This window comes from Enterococcus sp. AMC1252, from assembly GCF_058216515.1.
This window is the reverse complement of record NZ_CM177097.1, coordinates 438,731-456,379: the sequence shown is the minus strand read 5'-3', so window position 1 is coordinate 456,379 and position 17,649 is coordinate 438,731. Positions and strand designations below refer to the sequence as shown.

The following is a 17,649-nucleotide window of genomic DNA, read 5'->3' as shown; positions in this document are numbered from 1 at the left end:
CTCCCCTTTCTAAGGAATATTTGCTTATCAATTGTCAATTGCAATCAATTCATTTGTTTCAAACGATTTTTTACATGCTAAAGCTATTTTTGTTGACTGCAGCCCATCATATGCTGAAACTTGCGGCTGACGTTTCTCTTTGATACAAGCAATAAACTCTTTCGCTTCATTGACGAAAGCTTCACGAAATCTTTCTGGAAAATCTTGTGAACATGCTCGTACAACTCCTTTTTCATCCATGATCGTAACTAAGTTTTTCTCTGGCGCTGCTGCTACCCTAAGCATTCCTTTTGTTCCGATCAACTCCGTTTCTACATGATACCCGTGATGGCAATTCCGACCTGCAACCAAGATCGCCATCGCCTGATTTTCCAACTGCATCATAGCAGCTCCTGTTTCCAGTTCCCCTACTTTATCCAACTCAGGATAAGCTGCATTTTTGCCTATCGCCCAAACTTTACTCACTTCTTTTTTTGTAAACCAGCGGACTAAATCAATATCATGAATCGACATATCCATGAAAATTCCTCCGCTATCACTAGCCCCAGCAAATTTCACAAAACTTTCCATACCCGAACTAGGATCGATGCTATAACACCGCATTAGAGTCAGCTCCCCTAATTCGCCAGCATCTACTAACTGTTTAGCATAACGATATGAATCGTCATAGCGGCGCATGAACCCCAACATAAATATTTGATCCGGACGACTCTCGATCACTCGCTCCGTTTCTTTTATGTCAGTCAAGTCCAAGCCAATCGGTTTTTCACTGAAAACGTGTTTGCCAAATTCCATCGCTAGCTGAATCTGTTCGCAATGAAAGCCTGACGGCGAAACAATAAAAACTGCATCGATTGTTGGACTTTTTACCATTTCCTCATACTCTTTATATGTTTCTTGTACACCTAATTCTGTGATAGCATAATCTAATTCCTCTTGCACAAAACTACAAGCAGCAATTAATTGGCATCCTTGAACGTTTTCAGCTAAGTTCTTTGCATGAACTTTCCCTAAACGACCTAAACCGACAATTCCAACCTTGATTTTTCCCATTCCGTACATCCTCCTATTGATAAAAATTGAAAGAACTCGTGAAACTAAATAACAACTTATTTATATAACACTGGACATTCAGGCAATTGAATCAACGCCCGCTCACCTGTCTCTCTAGCTTTACCACAAGCATCCATCGTAACCGCTGCTGCATAACCATCCCAAGCTGTTGGTCCTGTTAGATTACCGGTTTGAATCGAGCGGATCCACAACTCAAATTCATAGTCATACGCTTCAACAAAACGAGTTTGCCAATCTGGCGCGATTTTAGTATAGTTTTTGCCTTTTGCCTTCACATGAGTATATGCCGGATCTTCCAGCCCGATCTCCCCTGTTTCACAAACAACTTCACATTTGATATCATAGCCAAACTGACAATTAACGAAAATTTCTAAATCAATATGAATGCCAGAAGCTGTTTCTAAAATCAGCATTTGCGGATCATGTAGTTTTCCGTGAGTGAAACTTGTTTGTTTTGGTAAAATCATCTGTGCCGAAACATAATCTTCTTGCAGTAACCAACGCAAAGCATCAATTTCATGAATGCCGGTATTAATGATCGCCATTGGCGTTAGATAGTTTTCATCTGCTGTTGGATTTCTATGCGCACAATGAAGCATCAACGGTTCACCAAATTTTTTAGTTTCGATTGCTTCTTTCAACTCAATGTAACCGCGATCGTATCTTCGCATAAAACCAACTTGGACTAATTTTTTCCCAGCTTTAATTTCAGCATCGACGATTCGTTTGCAACCTGCGCTATCCGTAGCTAGAGGTTTTTCACAGAAAACGTATTTTCCATGTTTGATTGATTCTAATACATATTTTTCATGGGTTGGATCCCAAGAAGTTACCACAACAATATCCACATTAGATGAAGCAATCAGCTCTTCTCCCGTTTCAAAGAAAACAGCATCGATTTGATTCGCTAAACTTTGTGCTTGCTCCACATTGATATCTGAAACCGCAGTAACATAAGCCCCTTGCACTTTTTCATTGATTCGTTTAATATGTTCGATCCCGATTGCACCTGTTCCAATGACGCCAACTTTTAAATCCATTGTTTTGCCTCCATTTTCTTTTTTACAAACCTGTCGGACAACTTCCTCAGTCCACTATTACGTATACGCTTTCAAAACGATTTAATTATTTGCCCGCTTCTGTAAAAAAGCAGGCTTGTAACACTAATACTCTTTGGCTATTTTCAACATTTCTTGACTACGCTCATATGCCTCTTGAACTGCTAGACTTTTTGAAACTTCAGCAACCCCAACATGCCACCAGCTATCATAGCCATCTGACATCGTTTTTGGCAAAACTTTCATTTCGATCAATGTAGATTTCTCTTGTTTTTTAGCATCTTCCAACGCCGCAATAAGCTCTTCTTTCGTATTAGCCCGATAAGATTTAGCACCATAACCTTCCGCAACTTTTGCATAATCGATGTTCATGATTTGATCATTTTGATCTCTAAACTCGCACTTATAACTACCGCTGCCATTCCCCATTTGTAAATTATTGATACAGCCAAATCCAGAATTATCAAATAACAAAATATTAATCTTTTGCCCATATTGCAGTGCGGTGATCAGTTCTGAGTGCAGCATCAAGAAACTACCATCGCCTACCATGGCATACACTTCTTGTGATGGACTTGCTAGCTTTACGCCTAAAGCACCACTGATTTCATACCCCATACAAGAATAACCATATTCCAGATGATAGGTATTGGGCACGAGCGGATTCCATAAACGCTGCATATCGCCAGGTAAAGAGCCCGCTGATGCAATGACAATACTTTCTTTATCTACAGTCTGATTGATTGTAAGAAATGCACCAGTTTGCGGCATTTCAGTCTGCAACGCATCCGAATAGTCATTTAGAATTTCTTGTGTGAATTGACCTTTGATTTCTGGTGAAAAATTTTCCCGCGAAAAAGAAATCTCTCCTAGACGACTTCTTTCAACCATCCACTCTTCTTTCAGCTGTTGAATACTTCCGCCAAATGATGTTTGATATTCTGTCAACATCGGTATTAGTCGTTCTAGCGTCTCTCTAGCGTCACCAATGAGCTGAAAAGCATCAAACTTATACGCCTGCATGCGGTTGACATTGATATTCAAAAATGTTGCTTGCTCATAATTAAAAGCAGTTTTAGAAGAAGTTGTAAAATCCGTATACCTTGTTCCGATCCCAATAATCAGATCAGCTTGCCGAATCACTTTATTGGCAGCCAACGTTCCGAGGACACCTGTACCACCTAAGTTATTCTTAAAATCTGCTTCTACAGTGGATTTACCGGCCGGTGTTTCAACTAGCGGAATCCCACATTGTGAAGACAAACGAATCAAAGCATCACGCGCTTCGGAATACTTCGCTCCGCCTCCAACGATGATCACCGGTTTCTTACTCCTAGAAATTTTCTCTGTAGCCCCTTTTAATTCTCGTTCTGTCGGGATTTGCCGATCAATATAATGCACTCTTTTTTTGAAGAACTCTTCATCGTAATCATACGCTTCGGCTTCTGTGTCTTGTGCAATACAAATCGTTGCTGGACCAGAAGTCGCTGGATTCGTCATGACTTCAAACGCTCTTAGCAGACTACTCATCAACTGTTCTGGCCGTTGAACACGATCCCAATATCTAGAAACTGATTTAAACGCATCATTTGTTGTGATTGCCGCACTTGTTTCGTGTTCTAATTGCTGTAAAACAGGATCAGGTTGCCGTGTAGCAAAGGTATCTGCTGGTAAGATCAACACCGGAATGTTATTGGCAAAAGCAGTTGCCACCGCTGTAATCATATTGGCTGATCCTGGACCAGCTGATGCCGTAACAGCAAAAATTTTCTGTCTTAATTTCTGCCGACTATATGCCACTGCGGCATGCGTCATCCCTTGTTCATTTTTACCTTGAATCACTTTTAAATGGCCTGGATCTTCTTCAAGCGCTTGACCGATCCCTAAAACGTTGCCGTGACCAAAGACATTGAAAATTCCTTCAACAAATGGGAATTCTTTACCATCAACTTGAATATACTGTTGATTTAAAAATTTGATAAGTGCTTGTGCTGTCGTTAATCGAACCTTTTTAGCCATAACTTCCCCGCCTTACTTTTATCAAGATTGCTCTTTAATTAATTGCTTGATTTCTTCAGCTGTCGGCATCGCTTCTGATGAACTATGCTTACTAACAACAATGGCTGCCGATGCGCTACCATATTTCAATGCTGTTTCAATGTCTTTCCCTGTATTCAATGCATATAAAAATGCCGCTGCATAAGAGTCGCCTGCACCAAATGTTTTTAACACTTGAGTTTTATAAGAACCCGCTTGATAGGTTTCTCCCTTTTTGGTGTAGGCATAGGAACCTTTTACACCATGCTTGATCACGATCAAACCTGGTCGATGCTGAAATAGATAGTCTATAGTAGCTTGATTTGTTCCACCTTTTTTGCCTTCCATTTCATCATATTCATCTCTCGTACCGATTACTATATCGGCATTTTCAGCAACAATTGAATAATAAACGGAAACTTCCTCTGCTGATTGCCATGTATATGGACGATAATCTAGCTCAAAGGCCACTTTCACGTGATTTTTTCTAGCATAAGCAATCGCTTTTAATACCGCCTCTCTAGAAGGACTTTGCGCAAGAGCTGTTCCAGAGACTAACAAAAGATCTGTTTGTTTGATATATTCTTCATCGATTTCTTCTGGTGCTAGGTATAAGTCTGCCACTTGATCTCGATACATCAAAATACTGCATTCTTCGGGACTTTTGATTTCTGTAAAGGCCAATCCTGCTTTATGCCCTTTTTGATCGATAAACATCTGACTCGTATCAATTCCAGCTTCACTCATAAATTCTTTGATGAAACGCCCGTGCTGGTCATCGGAAATTTTCCCTATGAAACCAACTTTTCCACCTAGTTTCGCACTGCCAATCGCGATATTAGCTGGCGAACCGCCTACATATTTTTTAAAGGTCATCGTCTCTTCCATCGGTCGATTATACTCAACAGCATTCAAATCAATACATGCTCGACCAAGTGCGATCATATCAAATTTTTTCGTCATCATTGCCACTCCTTCTATTTTCTAGTTAAAATCCATTCATGGTCAGGATCATTGTGAAACTGCCATTTTCTAGTTGGACCTGCCATTACGTTTAAGTAATAAGAATCATAACCATCCGGCACTCCTACTGGGTGATACCCCTTAGGAACAACGACAACATCACCATTTTCTACAGTCATCGTTTCATCAAGCAATCGATCATCTGTATACACTCGCTGAAAAACAAACCCTTGTCTAGGATTCATTTCATGATAATAGGTTTCTTCTAATTTAGATTCCATCGGCAAGTTATCTTGATCATGCTTATGTGGTGGATAGCTAGACCAGTTACCACCATCTGTAAACACTTCTACAACTAACAGACGATCAGCAAGTAGACTAGTATCTGGTAAAATATTGTGCACCAAACGTTTATTCTGATATTTCCCTCTTCGCTCAATGGTGTTGTCTGATGCTTTGATCAGAGCGGTCGCTTTTTTCTTTTCAGAAGGTGAGTAACACAAAATCACCGTTGCTTCTGATATCGCTGTAATTTCAAAAATCTGTTCTATCGAGATATAAACACTGTCAGTCGGTATTTTTTCAAAAACATTCTCTCGTGTACCGATTGACTCAAAGATTTGTTCTCCATCTGTTACAGTGATTTTTCCAGTTAAGGCAACGATACATACTTCTTGCTTTCCTAAACTTTCCCGAAATACACTTCCACTAGTCATTTGAATCACTTTTAATTCAATGTACTGCAACGCTGTGTTTTTTTTATTGATATGTTGAAGCAGCGTGATACCTTGTGATAATTTCCGTGGGACAGGTTTATAATTTAGATGAGCCATTCTTACTCCTTCTTTCCCATTAAATATTTGTTTTAGGATATCGTGCTGTCACTACTTTTTTACGCGTGTAAAATTCTACGCTATCTTTTCCATTCGCATGAAGCGTACCATAAAATGAAGACTTCCAACCAGAAAACGGGAAGAATGCCATAGGTGCTGGCACGCCTAAATTGATACCTAACATGCCTGCATCAATATTTTCTCTAAAATAACGAATTGCTGAAGCATTGTTAGTGAACAGACACGCACCATTTGCAAATTCAGATTGATTCGCTGTCGCAACGGCTTCTTTTAAATTTTCTACTCTAATGATCGACAATACTGGGGCAAAAATTTCATCCCGCCAAATCGTCATATCTGTTGTCACACCATCAAAAATGGTCGGACCAACAAAATAACCATTATCTGGAATATTTTCCCTACCATCCGCAATCAAGCGCGCACCTTCTTTAATTCCTTTTTCAATATAAGCGAGTGTTCTTTTTTGATTTTCCTCTCGAATGACGGGTCCTAAAAAGACACCATCGTCCAAGCCATTCCCTACTTTGATATTTGATGCTTTTTCTTGTAATTTATCGATAAACGCATCTGCTATTTTATTTTCAACGGTTACTACCGCGCATGCCATACAACGCTCACCCGCAGAACCAAAAGCAGCTGATACAATATTTGTCACAGCATCATCTAGATCTGCGTCTTTTAAAACAATTGAATGATTTTTAGCACCAGTTAACGCTTGCACTCGCTTCAAGTTTTTACTCCCTTGCGTGTAAACATACTCACCGACTGGTTGTGAACCAACAAAGGAAATCGCTTTCACTTCTGGATGTTCTAAAATCCCGTTTACAACATCATGTGCGCCATAGATAATATTGAACACACCTGCAGGTAATCCCGCCTCTGTAAATAATTCAGCTAATCGCTCAGTTAGTAAAGGGGTTCTTTCTGATGGTTTTAAAATAAAACTGTTCCCACACGAAATCGCCATCGGAAACATCCAACAAGGGACCATCATCGGAAAGTTAAAGGGCGAGATTCCAGCAACCACTCCGATTGGATAACGATAGTTAGCGACCTCCACATCTGTAGCAATGGAAGCTAATGAATCCCCCATCATCAATGTTGGCGTTCCTGCAGCAAATTCTACATTTTCGATTCCTCGTTGAACTTCTCCTAAAGCTTCATTGAGATTTTTCCCATTCTCAAGTGTAATCAGACGAGCCAATTCTGCTTTATGTTTGATTAGGAGTTGCTGATAATTAAAGAGGATTCTTGCACGTCGTGGGACAGCCGTCTCTTTCCATGTTTTAAAAGCTTCTTTAGCAATCGTAACTGCTTCTTCCAAATCTTCTTTTGTTGAAAGTGGCACTTCACAAAGCACTTCTTTCGTAGCTGGATTATAAACTGTTTCATATACTTCTGTACGACTAGATACCCATTTCCCACCAATATAATTTTTTAACTTTCGTACCGCTACCATCTATAATGTCCTCCTTGTTTTCAATTAAAAATCAACGCGTTGGTCACATCTTGATTATGTTTGGTTAACTTTTGATTACATTGTACAATTCCGTTTTCTGATAGTCAACCTATTTTGGCGAAATTTTTACTTTTTTGATTACTTTTTGCTGAATTTTCTATTTCAAAATAAAAAAAATGGATGATAAAGAGTAAAACACACACAATCATGGTTACATATTGATTACATTCAGGTCATATGTTATAGTAAATCTAATTACACGAAGTGGAAAGGCTACGGAATATGAAACTACAACGAATTCAGCAAATTGAAAATTACATACAGCAACAGGGCAGTATTTCTCTTGATGAACTATGTCGTGTTTTTAACGTCTCTAAAAATACGATTCGCCGTGATATCAATGAATTGGAAAAAAGAGGGACATTGAAGAAAGTCTACGGTGGAGTTGTTTATGTAGAGAATAACTTAGTTTCTTTTGAAAATCGGACTATCCATAATCAAAAGGAAAAAGAGCAGATTGGTAAAAGAGCGGCTGCATTGATTAAAGAAGATGATCTAATCTATATCGATTCCGGAACAACTACTAGCCAAATTTTGAAAAACGTTAATCCAGAATTGCCATTTACATTACTAACAAATAATCTTGATATCATCAATCTTGCGGCTGCAATGAAAAACGTCCAACTTATCCTTATTGGTAATAGTTATAAAAGGAAGACGCGTTCCTTTGTAGGGGTCGAAGATGAAGCCGTTGTAACAAGATACAATATAAATAAGGCATTTATGGCAGCGACTGGGGTTTCGATCACAAGCGGCTTGACCAATTCTGATTTAATGGAATATCGAATTAAAAAGATGATTGTTCAAAGAAGCAAAGATATCTATTTACTCGCAGATTGTTCAAAATTCGACCATTCTACTTTACTCACCTACTCTCCTTTAGAAAATATCAAAGGAATCGTCACAACAAGAGAAATACCAGAAAAATATGTAGAGTTTTGTGACTTACACATGGTTGAACTGTTATATAGCAACTAGAAATAAAAAAAGGAGGAGTCAACTTGCCACTACTAAAATTTGATTTGATTGAAGGTCGCAGCAAAGAAGAAATACAAGCCATACTTGATGTGGCGCATTCCGTAGTTTTATCATCCTTCGATGTCCCAACAGGTGATAGATATCAAATCGTCACTCAACATAAACCCTTCGAAATGGTGATGGAAGATACGGGGCTAGGTTTTAAAAGAGATCCGGCTAAGATGATTTCACTGACCGTTATCAGTAGAGAAAGAACTACAGCTCAAAAGGAAACATTTTACCAGCTACTCGCTGAGCAATTAAATGAATTATGTGATATCACACCTGAAAATTTACTCATTTCGTTCATAATTAATAATGATGCAGACTGGAGTTTCGGATTCGGGAAAGCACAATTTTTAACAGGCGAACTCTGAAAGTAAAAAAGAGACCGGAACAAAACTATAATCAGTTTTGTTCCGGTCTTTAAGTATAAAGAAATGTCAGGAGCAAAAGCGCAACGACTCAGTCTCTTTACAACTGCTCTTCTCTCTTGATGATCTGGTTGAGCTTCCAAAAATTTCTTAACTGACTCCCAGCCAAAATAATCATTATTACGCCATATATTGATAACAACGCAAGGAGAACATTGCTTATCCCCTCACTTCTATTTAGCACCATAGGAACTATATAAAACAACGGGAACAACGCACTGAGAGAAATCACGCCTTGAAACCTCACTACTTTTTTAGCCATTTCGGCCCGCGTTGGAGCATCATTAAAAATCACATTTTCTTCTGGTATTTCAGATTTTTTCTTCCTAAAATAATACCAGTTGCCGAACTTATAAAAGTGCTCCCAACCACAATCTTCAAAAAGCTGTAGATACTCTTCAAGATCTTTTTCTTGTTGTTTAAAATCTAATTGATATGCATAATCATCTGCTTCACATTCTTCAAAGACGTAGGTACTAAACGGTGACTTTAAATCCACCATTTTCCATCCCATTTTATGTTGTGCTTGTAAAAATTTTTCTTCCTCTAAATAATCGGCTAACTCAAACCTTTTCCTTATTTTTTTAGTTTTCATCTAGTTTCTCCCCAATGCTATTTTTATACAACCTTTTAATTCTATTGATTTCATGATCGAGCACTTCTTCCCCTAACCGTGTAATCAGATAACTTTTTCGTCTCTCTTCCTCCTTCACCACTTCAATCAAACCGTCTTTTTCCATCTTACTAAGACTGCCGTACATTGTCCCTGCACTGATAACGATTGCTTGACTCGTCAACTCTTTTACATATTGAATGACGTTATAACCATGACGTTCTTCTTTAAGAGCAAATAAAATATAAAAACCCGTTTCTGTCATTGGTATGTAGATTCTTCTCAGCTTATCTTCCATCGGTGTTTCATTCCTCTCAATTTTATATCGAGGTTCGATATATCGTAACACTATATTATATCGAACCTCGATATATGTCAAGATATTTTAAGAAATAAAACAATCCATCTACTCTTGAATCTTATTTTATGTATACAACTTCAAAAAAAAGTCGAAGGGAAATCCCTTCGACTTACGTCCGAGTACGCCGATGTTTTACGTCGGTTTTATTGCTTTATATTAATCTGTAATTATTTAGTAATTTCAGAAACAACGCCTGAACCAACAGTACGTCCGCCTTCACGAATAGAGAAACGAGTTCCGTCTTCGATAGCGATTGGGTGGATTAATTCAACGTCCATTGCAACGTTATCACCAGGCATTACCATTTCGATACCTTCTGGTAATTCAACTACACCAGTTACGTCAGTTGTACGGAAGTAGAACTGAGGACGGTAGTTAGTGAAGAATGGAGTGTGACGTCCGCCTTCTTCTTTTGATAAAACATAAACTTCAGCTTTAAATTTTGTGTGTGGAGTGATTGACGCAGGTTTTGCCAATACTTGTCCACGTTCGATATCTTCACGTGCAACACCACGTAATAAAGCACCGATGTTGTCGCCAGCTTCAGCGTAGTCTAATAATTTACGGAACATTTCAACACCTGTAACAGTTGTTTTAGATGTTTCTTCTTTAATACCAACGATTTCGATTTCGTCACCAACGCGAACTTCTCCACGTTCAACACGGCCAGTAGCAACTGTACCACGTCCAGTGATTGAGAATACGTCTTCGACTGGCATCATGAATGGTTTGTCAGTATCACGAGTTGGAGTTGGAATGTACTCATCAACTGCAGCCATTAATTCCATGATTTTTTCTTCGTATGAAGCGTCGCCTTCTAAAGCTTTCAAAGCAGAACCAGCGATAACAGGAGTGTCGTCACCTGGGAAGTCATATTCAGATAATAAATCACGAACTTCCATTTCTACTAATTCTAATAATTCTTCGTCATCTACCATATCCATTTTGTTTAAGAAAACAACGATGTATGGTACACCAACGTTACGTGATAACAAGATGTGCTCACGAGTTTGAGGCATAGGACCATCAGCAGCAGATACTACTAAGATAGCTCCATCCATTTGTGCAGCACCAGTGATCATGTTTTTAACGTAATCCGCGTGTCCTGGGCAATCCACGTGGGCATAGTGACGAGCATCAGTTTCATACTCGATGTGAGAAGTGTTGATTGTGATACCACGTTCTTTTTCTTCTGGAGCGTTATCGATATCAGCATAGTTTTGAGCTTCACCGCCACCGTGTTTAGCTAACACAGTTGCAATTGCAGCAGTTAATGTAGTTTTACCATGGTCAACGTGTCCAATAGTACCAATGTTTACATGGGGTTTAGAACGGTCAAATTTTTCTTTAGCCATTTTAAATGTTCCTCCTAAAATATATGAATTTTATTTTATTTGATAGATAGTGACAACTACCTGATCATCTTTAATTAGTTTAACCGAAATCGGTAGAAAATCCTAGTCATAAATAAGCATAAGCCTATTTATTAACTATTAAGCGTTGTTTCCGCCATTTTTCTTAATGATTTCTTCTTGAACAGATTTTGGTACGTCTTCATAGTGGTCAAATACCATCATAAATGTACCGCGACCTTGTGTTGCTGAACGTAATGTTGTAGCGTAACCGAACATTTCAGCTAGAGGCACCATCGCGTTAACGATTTGTGAGTTACCATGTGCTTCCATTCCTTCAACACGTCCACGACGACTTGTAACGTGTCCCATGATATCACCTAAGTAATCTTCTGGTACAGTGATCGTTACTTTCATCATTGGTTCTAAGATAACTGGATTAGCTTTCTTAGCAGCCGCACGTAGAGCCATAGAAGCTGCTACACGGAAGGCTGTTTCATTTGAATCGACATCATGGTATGAACCATCGTAAAGTTTTGCTTTAATATCCACTAATGGATATCCAGCAAGAACACCGTTGTTCATAGACTCTGCCAAGCCTTTTTCAACCGCTGGGATGTATTCACGAGGAACTACACCACCGACGATAGCATTTTCAAATTCAAAACCTTTTCCTTCTTCGTTTGGTGTAAATTCAACCCAGACATGTCCGTATTGACCTTTACCACCAGACTGACGTACAAACTTACCTTCTGCCTGAGTTAAAGGCGCACGGAAAGTTTCACGGTATGATACTTGAGGAGCACCAACGTTTGCTTCAACCTTGAACTCACGTCTCATACGGTCTACTAATACGTCTAAGTGCAATTCGCCCATACCAGAGATAACTGTTTCACCAGTTTCAACGTTTGTTTCAACGCGGAATGATGGATCTTCTTCTGCAAGTTTTTGCAGAGCGACACCCATTTTATCTTGGTCAGCTTTTGATTTAGGTTCAACAGCAACTTGGATAACTGGTTCTGGGAACTCAATTGATTCAAGAATAACTGGTGAATCTACCGCACATAAAGTATCACCAGTTGTTGTATCTTTCAATCCAACAGCTGCTGCGATATCTCCTGAGAACACTTTGTCAATTTCTTTACGTGTGTTCGCGTGCATTTGTAGAATACGACCGATACGTTCTTTTTTATCTTTAGAAGCGTTCAATACGTATGAACCACTTTCAAGGACACCAGAATATACACGGAAGAATGTTAGACGACCTACGAATGGGTCAGTCATAACTTTAAATGCTAGTGAAGCGAAAGGAGCTTCGTCATCAGCAGGACGAGTTGTTTCTTCGTCTGTCTTAACGTCGATACCTTTGATTGCTTCAATATCAAGCGGTGATGGTAAGTAATCAAGTACTGCATCAAGCATTATTTGAACACCTTTATTTTTAAAGGCTGATCCACACATTACTGGGAAGAATTCAACGTTGATCGTTGCTTGGCGGATACCCGCTTTTAATTCTTCGATCGTAATTTCTTCACCGTCAAGATATTTCATCATTAGGTCTTCATCAGTTTCAGCAACAGCTTCTACTAATTTTTCGCGCCATTCAATTGCTTGTTCCATATATTCTTCTGGAATTTCAGTTTCTTGAATGTCTGTACCTAAATCATTTGTATAAATTTCAGCTTTCATCGTAATTAAGTCGATGATCCCTGTGAAGTTATCTTCTGAACCAATTGGTAATTGGATTGGATGAGCATTAGCTTGTAAACGATCATGTAATGAGTTTACAGAGTATAAGAAATCCGCACCGATTTTATCCATTTTATTACAGAAAACAATACGCGGAACTTTATAATCAGTTGCTTGACGCCAAACTGTTTCAGTTTGAGGTTCCACACCTGATTGTGAGTCAAGAACGGTTACAGCACCATCCAATACACGTAGTGAACGTTGAACTTCGATAGTGAAATCCACGTGTCCTGGTGTATCGATGATATTTACACGGTAACCTTTCCACTCTGCAGTTGTTGCAGCAGAAGTGATAGTAATACCACGTTCTTGTTCTTGTTCCATCCAGTCCATTTGTGATGCACCTTCGTGTGTTTCACCAATTTTATGGATTTTACCAGTATAGTATAAAATACGCTCTGTTGTTGTTGTTTTACCCGCATCAACGTGCGCCATAATACCGATATTACGAGTGTTTTCCAGCGAAAATTCTCTTGGCATTCTAGGTTTCTCCTCTCTTTATTTAAATCGATTGTAAAGTGACTGTCTGCAGTAAAGTTAAATTACATACAGAGAGGATCTTACCAACGATAGTGTGCAAACGCACGGTTAGCGTCCGCCATTTTGTGTGTGTCTTCACGTTTTTTAACAGAAGCACCAGTGTTATTGGCAGCATCCATGATTTCTTTTGCTAGACGTTGTTCCATTGTATGTTCACCGCGTAGGCGAGCATAGTTAACAACCCAACGTAAACCTAAAGTTGTACGACGTTCTGGACGAACTTCAACTGGTACTTGATAGTTAGAACCCCCAACACGGCGAGCTTTTACTTCTAGTACAGGCATAACGTTTTTCATTGCTTGTTCGAAAACTTCCAATGGATCATTACCTGTAGATTCTTTGATGATATCAAATGAATTATAGATGATATTAGCAGCAATCCCGCGTTTTCCATCAACCATTACACGGTTAATCAAGCGAGTTACTAATTTTGAGTTATAAATTGGATCTGGTAAAACATCGCGTTTTGTAACAGGACCTTTACGTGGCATCCGTAACTCCTCCTTCCGAAAATTCTTTATTGTATAAGACCTTAGTGATTGTCAAATTATTTAGCAGCTTTAGGCATTTTAGTACCATATTTAGAGCGGCTTTGTTTACGATCTGTAACGCCGGCTGTATCAAGCGCACCACGTACGATATGATAACGTACCCCTGGTAAATCTTTTACACGTCCACCGCGTAATAATACCACGCTATGTTCTTGTAAGTTGTGACCAATACCTGGGATATAAGCTGTTACTTCGATTAAGTTAGACAAACGAACACGGGCATATTTACGTAAAGCCGAGTTAGGTTTTTTAGGTGTCATTGTTCCCACACGAGTACAAACCCCACGCTTTTGTGGTGAATTTACGTTCGTTTGAGATTTCTTAAAACTATTATATCCTTTGTTTAACGCTGGTGAATTAGATTTCTCCACCTTTGATTTACGAGGTTTACGTACTAATTGATTAATTGTAGGCATTCCTTGTTTCCTCCTTCCTCATTTCGCATCTAGTCCCACACATCCAGGTGGTTCTTTTTTAGCGATAAAAAATAATGCAATCTCTGCACTTATTATCAAATATGCTTCGATAGACAGTCAGCACGTCTCCAATGAGAGACCTGTAGATAAAGCACCTTTGATAGCATATCACGTCATGTTTTGTTTGTCAACCTCTGTATTGTGTTTCTATTATCAACTTACTAAAACTTGAATATTTCCGATTAAACTCTATATTTTGCCGACTATTTTCTATTTTAGCTAGTAACTGAAAGAGATACAATAAAAACATTAGAGGAAACTATAAACGATTGCCTCTTAATCTTAAACTAAAAAAGGGAGGAATTTGAAATGAAAAAGAAACATCCTGGTTCAATTGATTTGAAAAAACACTACCTTCTCGCTGCTCTGATTATAGGTTTTGCTTTTTCACCTCAAAAGGCCTTTGGGGAGGAAAATGCTTTACCAGCAAAATATGACCCTCGCGAAACTGGCAGGGTTACTCCTGTCAAAGCTCAAACACGACCAATTTGTTGGTCGTATGCTGTCACATCAGCAATAGAAAGTAATTTAGCTAAAAATGGAGAGCAACATAATTTTTCAGAGAATTATTTCAATTATTTAGTTGCTACCAATGCGACCGGAATCAAAGGAGAAAACCCTTATTCTACAGTTATAAGCAATGGTAAAATATTAGATTCCGTGGGTGGCTCATCCTTTCCTATGAATGCTATTTTAGATTGGTCTGGGCCGGTATATGAATCGGATTTTCCAAACACTATCACAGGCTATCAGCCAATTACGAAGTGGCAAAATTTGAAAGCTGAAAAGCATATTCAAGGTTTCGTAAAGTTACCTAGCGTTTCATTGGATATCTCAAAAGAAGATAATGATCAACGGATTAAAGTAATTAAACAATATGTTCACCGTTACGGGAACGCTATTCAAAGCAATATAATGCAGAGGGGTTATGATGGATATTACAGTTCACAATACATCCCAAGAGAACGGGCAACGGGCGTACCTAATCATGAAACCACAATTGTAGGATGGGACGATACTTTTAGTAAAGACGTTTTCGTTTATACACCATCACAAGATGGAGCGTTTATTGTGAAAAACAGTTGGGGACCTAACTGGGGAGATCAAGGTTATTTCTATATTTCTTATGATGATTTCCAATTAAAAAAATCAGAAGTTGACATAATTACCTCTGTTGAAAACAAAGATAACTACTATAAAAAATATAATGTTGCCCATTATGTTGCTGGTGCCCTAATCCCTTTATTTCCCAATAAAACACGAACGCTTGCTACTTCTTATTCACGTACACTCGATACGCCAGAACAATTATCTGCAGTGTCTTTAAGAACTTTAAGTAATGATGTAAAATATGAAATTTATGTTATGCCTAATGGAAAACCTTCAAAGAATTTGGCTGGTTTTACTAAAATTCAAGAAGGAATAAAAAAAGAAGTTGGAACTGAAACGATTCGTTTAAAAAAACCTGTTAAGTTAACAGGAAAAGATTTTTCTATCGCTGTCGTTTATCGCTCTTCAGATAAAGAAAAGCGCCAAGAGCTACCCGTGAGCCCAAAGGAAAAAATAGGTTTAAATAAAGGCAACAGTCATTTATTGGAAAATGATGGAAGCTGGACTGAAGAATCCTCTCGCTCCTTCTTTATCAGCGGCTTTACTGAAAGAGTATCCGAAACAAAACCAATATCAATCAGCGTTCTAAAAAATAATTTTTCACTTTTAATTGGTGATCAAGAACAATTGTCAGCAACACTAGCTCCTAAGAATGCGACCTACCCATCCATCGGCTTTAGAAGTCTCAATCCAGAATTTGCAACTGTAGACTCTAATGGTACAATCACGGCTGTCCATGCCGGAAATGCAATAATTGAAGCTTTTTCAACTAGGAATCCTTCTATAAAAACAAGTATAACAGTCACTGTTAATGACTTACCAAAAATCAAAGAGATACAACTGAGCCAAAATACACTTGAACTCAAGAAATACGGCACTGCTCAATTGACCGCCAGAACACTCCCAGAAAATGCGCAACCGCAAAAAGTTATCTGGTCAACAAGTAATCCACTAATCGTCGGTGTCGACAGATATACTGGTGAAGTCACTTGGCGTCAAGCAGGTGAAGTTACTATTACTGCTGCAACTGAAGACGGATCAGTGAATACCAGTTGTAAAGTATCTGCTCAATCCGATTCGTATTCAAATGGACATTCCTTTATTCAGTGGGCTACTGATTCCCATAGGAGCAGTCCTGGTTATCTAAATGTTAGTGACCATCTTAAAGATATTATTTATTTTCAATATGGTGCTGGATTCAGCAAAGAATCAAAAGATAATTGGGTTGAGTTCCATTTAAACACACCAAAAGGAAAAACGTTTGAAGCAATAGATTATCCAGATATTTCATGGTTTAACGTGACCAACATTTCAGATTCCATTACAGATTCTGTCATTGAATATACTATAGATGGTGAAAACTTTTCTTCTGAAAAACCAGCCATCAAAGATTTAGAAGGATTTAGAGTTCATTACGCACCAAAAATCACTTCACATCTACGACTTTTCGTTAATTTAAAATTAAAAGTTATTAACTTAAAAGAAGAAGAGAAGAGGACACCTCTATTACCTATTCAACTAAAATACGGCTATACGTCTTCTGGCAGATACTCTAGACCAACGATGTATATAGTAGCCGATGGAATAAATCCTTCTGGAGCCCGTTCAAATAATATATATTTTGCCAAATAATTTTTGATTTAGATATTAGAGCAATCTCTCGGATATCTTTACAGAACAAAGTGCCAGATTTGAAATCTTCTATCATATAACTAGCATTCATAAATTCGCTCCTTTAAACTCATTGTATTTAAAGGAGCAAATTTATTTTTCTAACTTAAACTAAATAAACTTTCGGCATCAAGTATTACATTGATTCAAACCAACTATTAACATGACTTTATCCAACTGCAAGACACTCCTATCCAATCAATCCGCCTATTCCCCCTCTTTCTTCTTTCCTATCATTTTATTATGATATTTTTTTGATAAAAAAAAATC

The 17,649-nt window shown here is 38.3% G+C and carries 15 protein-coding genes; 3 read left to right on the top strand and 12 right to left on the bottom strand.

All coding sequences use genetic code 11. The features are described 5' to 3' along the window. Positions 1-27: 27 nt before the first annotated feature. The 6 genes from iolG to iolA all read right to left on the bottom strand — a co-directional run bounded on the left by iolG (position 28) and on the right by iolA (position 7,445). Positions 28-1,053 (bottom strand): inositol 2-dehydrogenase, encoded by a 1,026-nt coding sequence (gene iolG / locus AC4BB5_RS02080; RefSeq protein ID WP_490457794.1) that lies wholly within the window; start codon positions 1,051-1,053, stop codon positions 28-30. 56 nt (positions 1,054-1,109) lie between these two features. Continuing rightward, on the bottom strand, positions 1,110-2,114 hold the full coding sequence (locus tag AC4BB5_RS02075; RefSeq protein ID WP_490457793.1) for a Gfo/Idh/MocA family protein: 1,005 nt from the start codon (positions 2,112-2,114) through the stop codon (positions 1,110-1,112). Between the two features lie 123 nt (positions 2,115-2,237). Beyond that, on the bottom strand, positions 2,238-4,151 hold the full coding sequence (gene iolD / locus AC4BB5_RS02070) for a 3D-(3,5/4)-trihydroxycyclohexane-1,2-dione acylhydrolase (decyclizing) (RefSeq protein ID WP_490457792.1): 1,914 nt from the start codon (positions 4,149-4,151) through the stop codon (positions 2,238-2,240). A 21-nt stretch (positions 4,152-4,172) separates the two neighbouring features. Beyond that, complete coding sequence (iolC, locus tag AC4BB5_RS02065) at positions 4,173-5,132, bottom strand: 5-dehydro-2-deoxygluconokinase (protein WP_490459017.1); 960 nt, start codon at positions 5,130-5,132, stop codon at positions 4,173-4,175. A 14-nt stretch (positions 5,133-5,146) separates the two neighbouring features. Next, a complete protein-coding gene (gene iolB, locus AC4BB5_RS02060) occupies positions 5,147-5,965 on the bottom strand; it encodes a 5-deoxy-glucuronate isomerase (RefSeq protein WP_490457791.1) in 819 nt (272 codons plus the stop codon). A 19-nt stretch (positions 5,966-5,984) separates the two neighbouring features. Further along, positions 5,985-7,445, bottom strand: a complete 1,461-nt coding sequence (gene iolA / locus AC4BB5_RS02055; protein ID WP_490457790.1) for a methylmalonate-semialdehyde dehydrogenase — start codon at positions 7,443-7,445, stop codon at positions 5,985-5,987. A 282-nt stretch (positions 7,446-7,727) separates the two neighbouring features. Between iolA and AC4BB5_RS02050 the strand changes: the two genes are divergently transcribed. Continuing rightward, complete coding sequence (locus AC4BB5_RS02050) at positions 7,728-8,483, top strand: DeoR/GlpR family DNA-binding transcription regulator (protein WP_490457789.1); 756 nt, start codon at positions 7,728-7,730, stop codon at positions 8,481-8,483. 23 nt (positions 8,484-8,506) lie between these two features. Further along, positions 8,507-8,899 (top strand): tautomerase family protein, encoded by a 393-nt coding sequence (locus AC4BB5_RS02045; RefSeq protein WP_490457788.1) that lies wholly within the window; start codon positions 8,507-8,509, stop codon positions 8,897-8,899. 97 nt (positions 8,900-8,996) lie between these two features. Here AC4BB5_RS02045 and AC4BB5_RS02040 read toward each other — a convergent pair whose 3' ends face one another. From AC4BB5_RS02040 to rpsL, 6 genes are all read right to left on the bottom strand, one after another. Then, on the bottom strand, positions 8,997-9,551 hold the full coding sequence (locus tag AC4BB5_RS02040; protein ID WP_490457787.1) for a DUF2812 domain-containing protein: 555 nt from the start codon (positions 9,549-9,551) through the stop codon (positions 8,997-8,999). Beyond that, positions 9,541-9,867: a PadR family transcriptional regulator gene (locus AC4BB5_RS02035; protein ID WP_490457786.1), complete on the bottom strand. Its 327-nt coding sequence runs from the start codon at positions 9,865-9,867 to the stop codon at positions 9,541-9,543. The genes AC4BB5_RS02040 and AC4BB5_RS02035 overlap by 11 nt, the downstream gene beginning before the upstream one ends. A 230-nt stretch (positions 9,868-10,097) precedes the next feature. After that, on the bottom strand, positions 10,098-11,285 hold the full coding sequence (tuf, locus tag AC4BB5_RS02030; protein WP_069635476.1) for an elongation factor Tu: 1,188 nt from the start codon (positions 11,283-11,285) through the stop codon (positions 10,098-10,100). 138 nt (positions 11,286-11,423) lie between these two features. Continuing rightward, the gene (gene fusA / locus AC4BB5_RS02025; RefSeq protein ID WP_490457785.1) at positions 11,424-13,511 is read right to left on the bottom strand and encodes an elongation factor G; all 2,088 of its coding nucleotides are present in this window, start codon (positions 13,509-13,511) and stop codon (positions 11,424-11,426) included. 80 nt (positions 13,512-13,591) lie between these two features. Beyond that, a complete protein-coding gene (rpsG, locus tag AC4BB5_RS02020) occupies positions 13,592-14,062 on the bottom strand; it encodes a 30S ribosomal protein S7 (protein WP_010761695.1) in 471 nt (156 codons plus the stop codon). 56 nt (positions 14,063-14,118) lie between these two features. After that, positions 14,119-14,538 carry a 30S ribosomal protein S12 gene (rpsL, locus tag AC4BB5_RS02015; protein WP_010761696.1) on the bottom strand — a complete coding sequence of 140 codons (420 nt, stop codon included), beginning with the start codon at positions 14,536-14,538 and terminating at the stop codon, positions 14,119-14,121. 369 nt (positions 14,539-14,907) lie between these two features. Between rpsL and AC4BB5_RS02010 the strand changes: the two genes are divergently transcribed. Beyond that, the gene (locus AC4BB5_RS02010) at positions 14,908-17,340 is read left to right on the top strand and encodes an Ig-like domain-containing protein (protein WP_490457784.1); all 2,433 of its coding nucleotides are present in this window, start codon (positions 14,908-14,910) and stop codon (positions 17,338-17,340) included. The last annotated feature ends 309 nt before the right edge of the window (positions 17,341-17,649 follow it).

Bases quoted from the DNA above. Each gene is read 5' to 3' on its own strand.
- iolA (WP_490457790.1), bottom strand. From the start codon at position 7,445: ATGGTAGCGGTACGAAAGTTAAAAAATTATATTGGTGGGAAATGGGTA.
- AC4BB5_RS02010 (WP_490457784.1), top strand. From the start codon at position 14,908: ATGAAAAAGAAACATCCTGGTTCAATTGATTTGAAAAAACACTACCTT.
- AC4BB5_RS02050 (WP_490457789.1), top strand. From the start codon at position 7,728: ATGAAACTACAACGAATTCAGCAAATTGAAAATTACATACAGCAACAG.
- iolG (WP_490457794.1), bottom strand. From the start codon at position 1,053: ATGGGAAAAATCAAGGTTGGAATTGTCGGTTTAGGTCGTTTAGGGAAA.
- rpsL (WP_010761696.1), bottom strand. From the start codon at position 14,538: ATGCCTACAATTAATCAATTAGTACGTAAACCTCGTAAATCAAAGGTG.
- tuf (WP_069635476.1), bottom strand. From the start codon at position 11,285: ATGGCTAAAGAAAAATTTGACCGTTCTAAACCCCATGTAAACATTGGT.
- AC4BB5_RS02075 (WP_490457793.1), bottom strand. From the start codon at position 2,114: ATGGATTTAAAAGTTGGCGTCATTGGAACAGGTGCAATCGGGATCGAA.
- rpsG (WP_010761695.1), bottom strand. From the start codon at position 14,062: ATGCCACGTAAAGGTCCTGTTACAAAACGCGATGTTTTACCAGATCCA.
- AC4BB5_RS02035 (WP_490457786.1), bottom strand. From the start codon at position 9,867: ATGGAAGATAAGCTGAGAAGAATCTACATACCAATGACAGAAACGGGT.
- iolC (WP_490459017.1), bottom strand. From the start codon at position 5,132: ATGACGAAAAAATTTGATATGATCGCACTTGGTCGAGCATGTATTGAT.
- iolD (WP_490457792.1), bottom strand. From the start codon at position 4,151: ATGGCTAAAAAGGTTCGATTAACGACAGCACAAGCACTTATCAAATTT.
- AC4BB5_RS02040 (WP_490457787.1), bottom strand. From the start codon at position 9,551: ATGAAAACTAAAAAAATAAGGAAAAGGTTTGAGTTAGCCGATTATTTA.
- iolB (WP_490457791.1), bottom strand. From the start codon at position 5,965: ATGGCTCATCTAAATTATAAACCTGTCCCACGGAAATTATCACAAGGT.
- fusA (WP_490457785.1), bottom strand. From the start codon at position 13,511: ATGCCAAGAGAATTTTCGCTGGAAAACACTCGTAATATCGGTATTATG.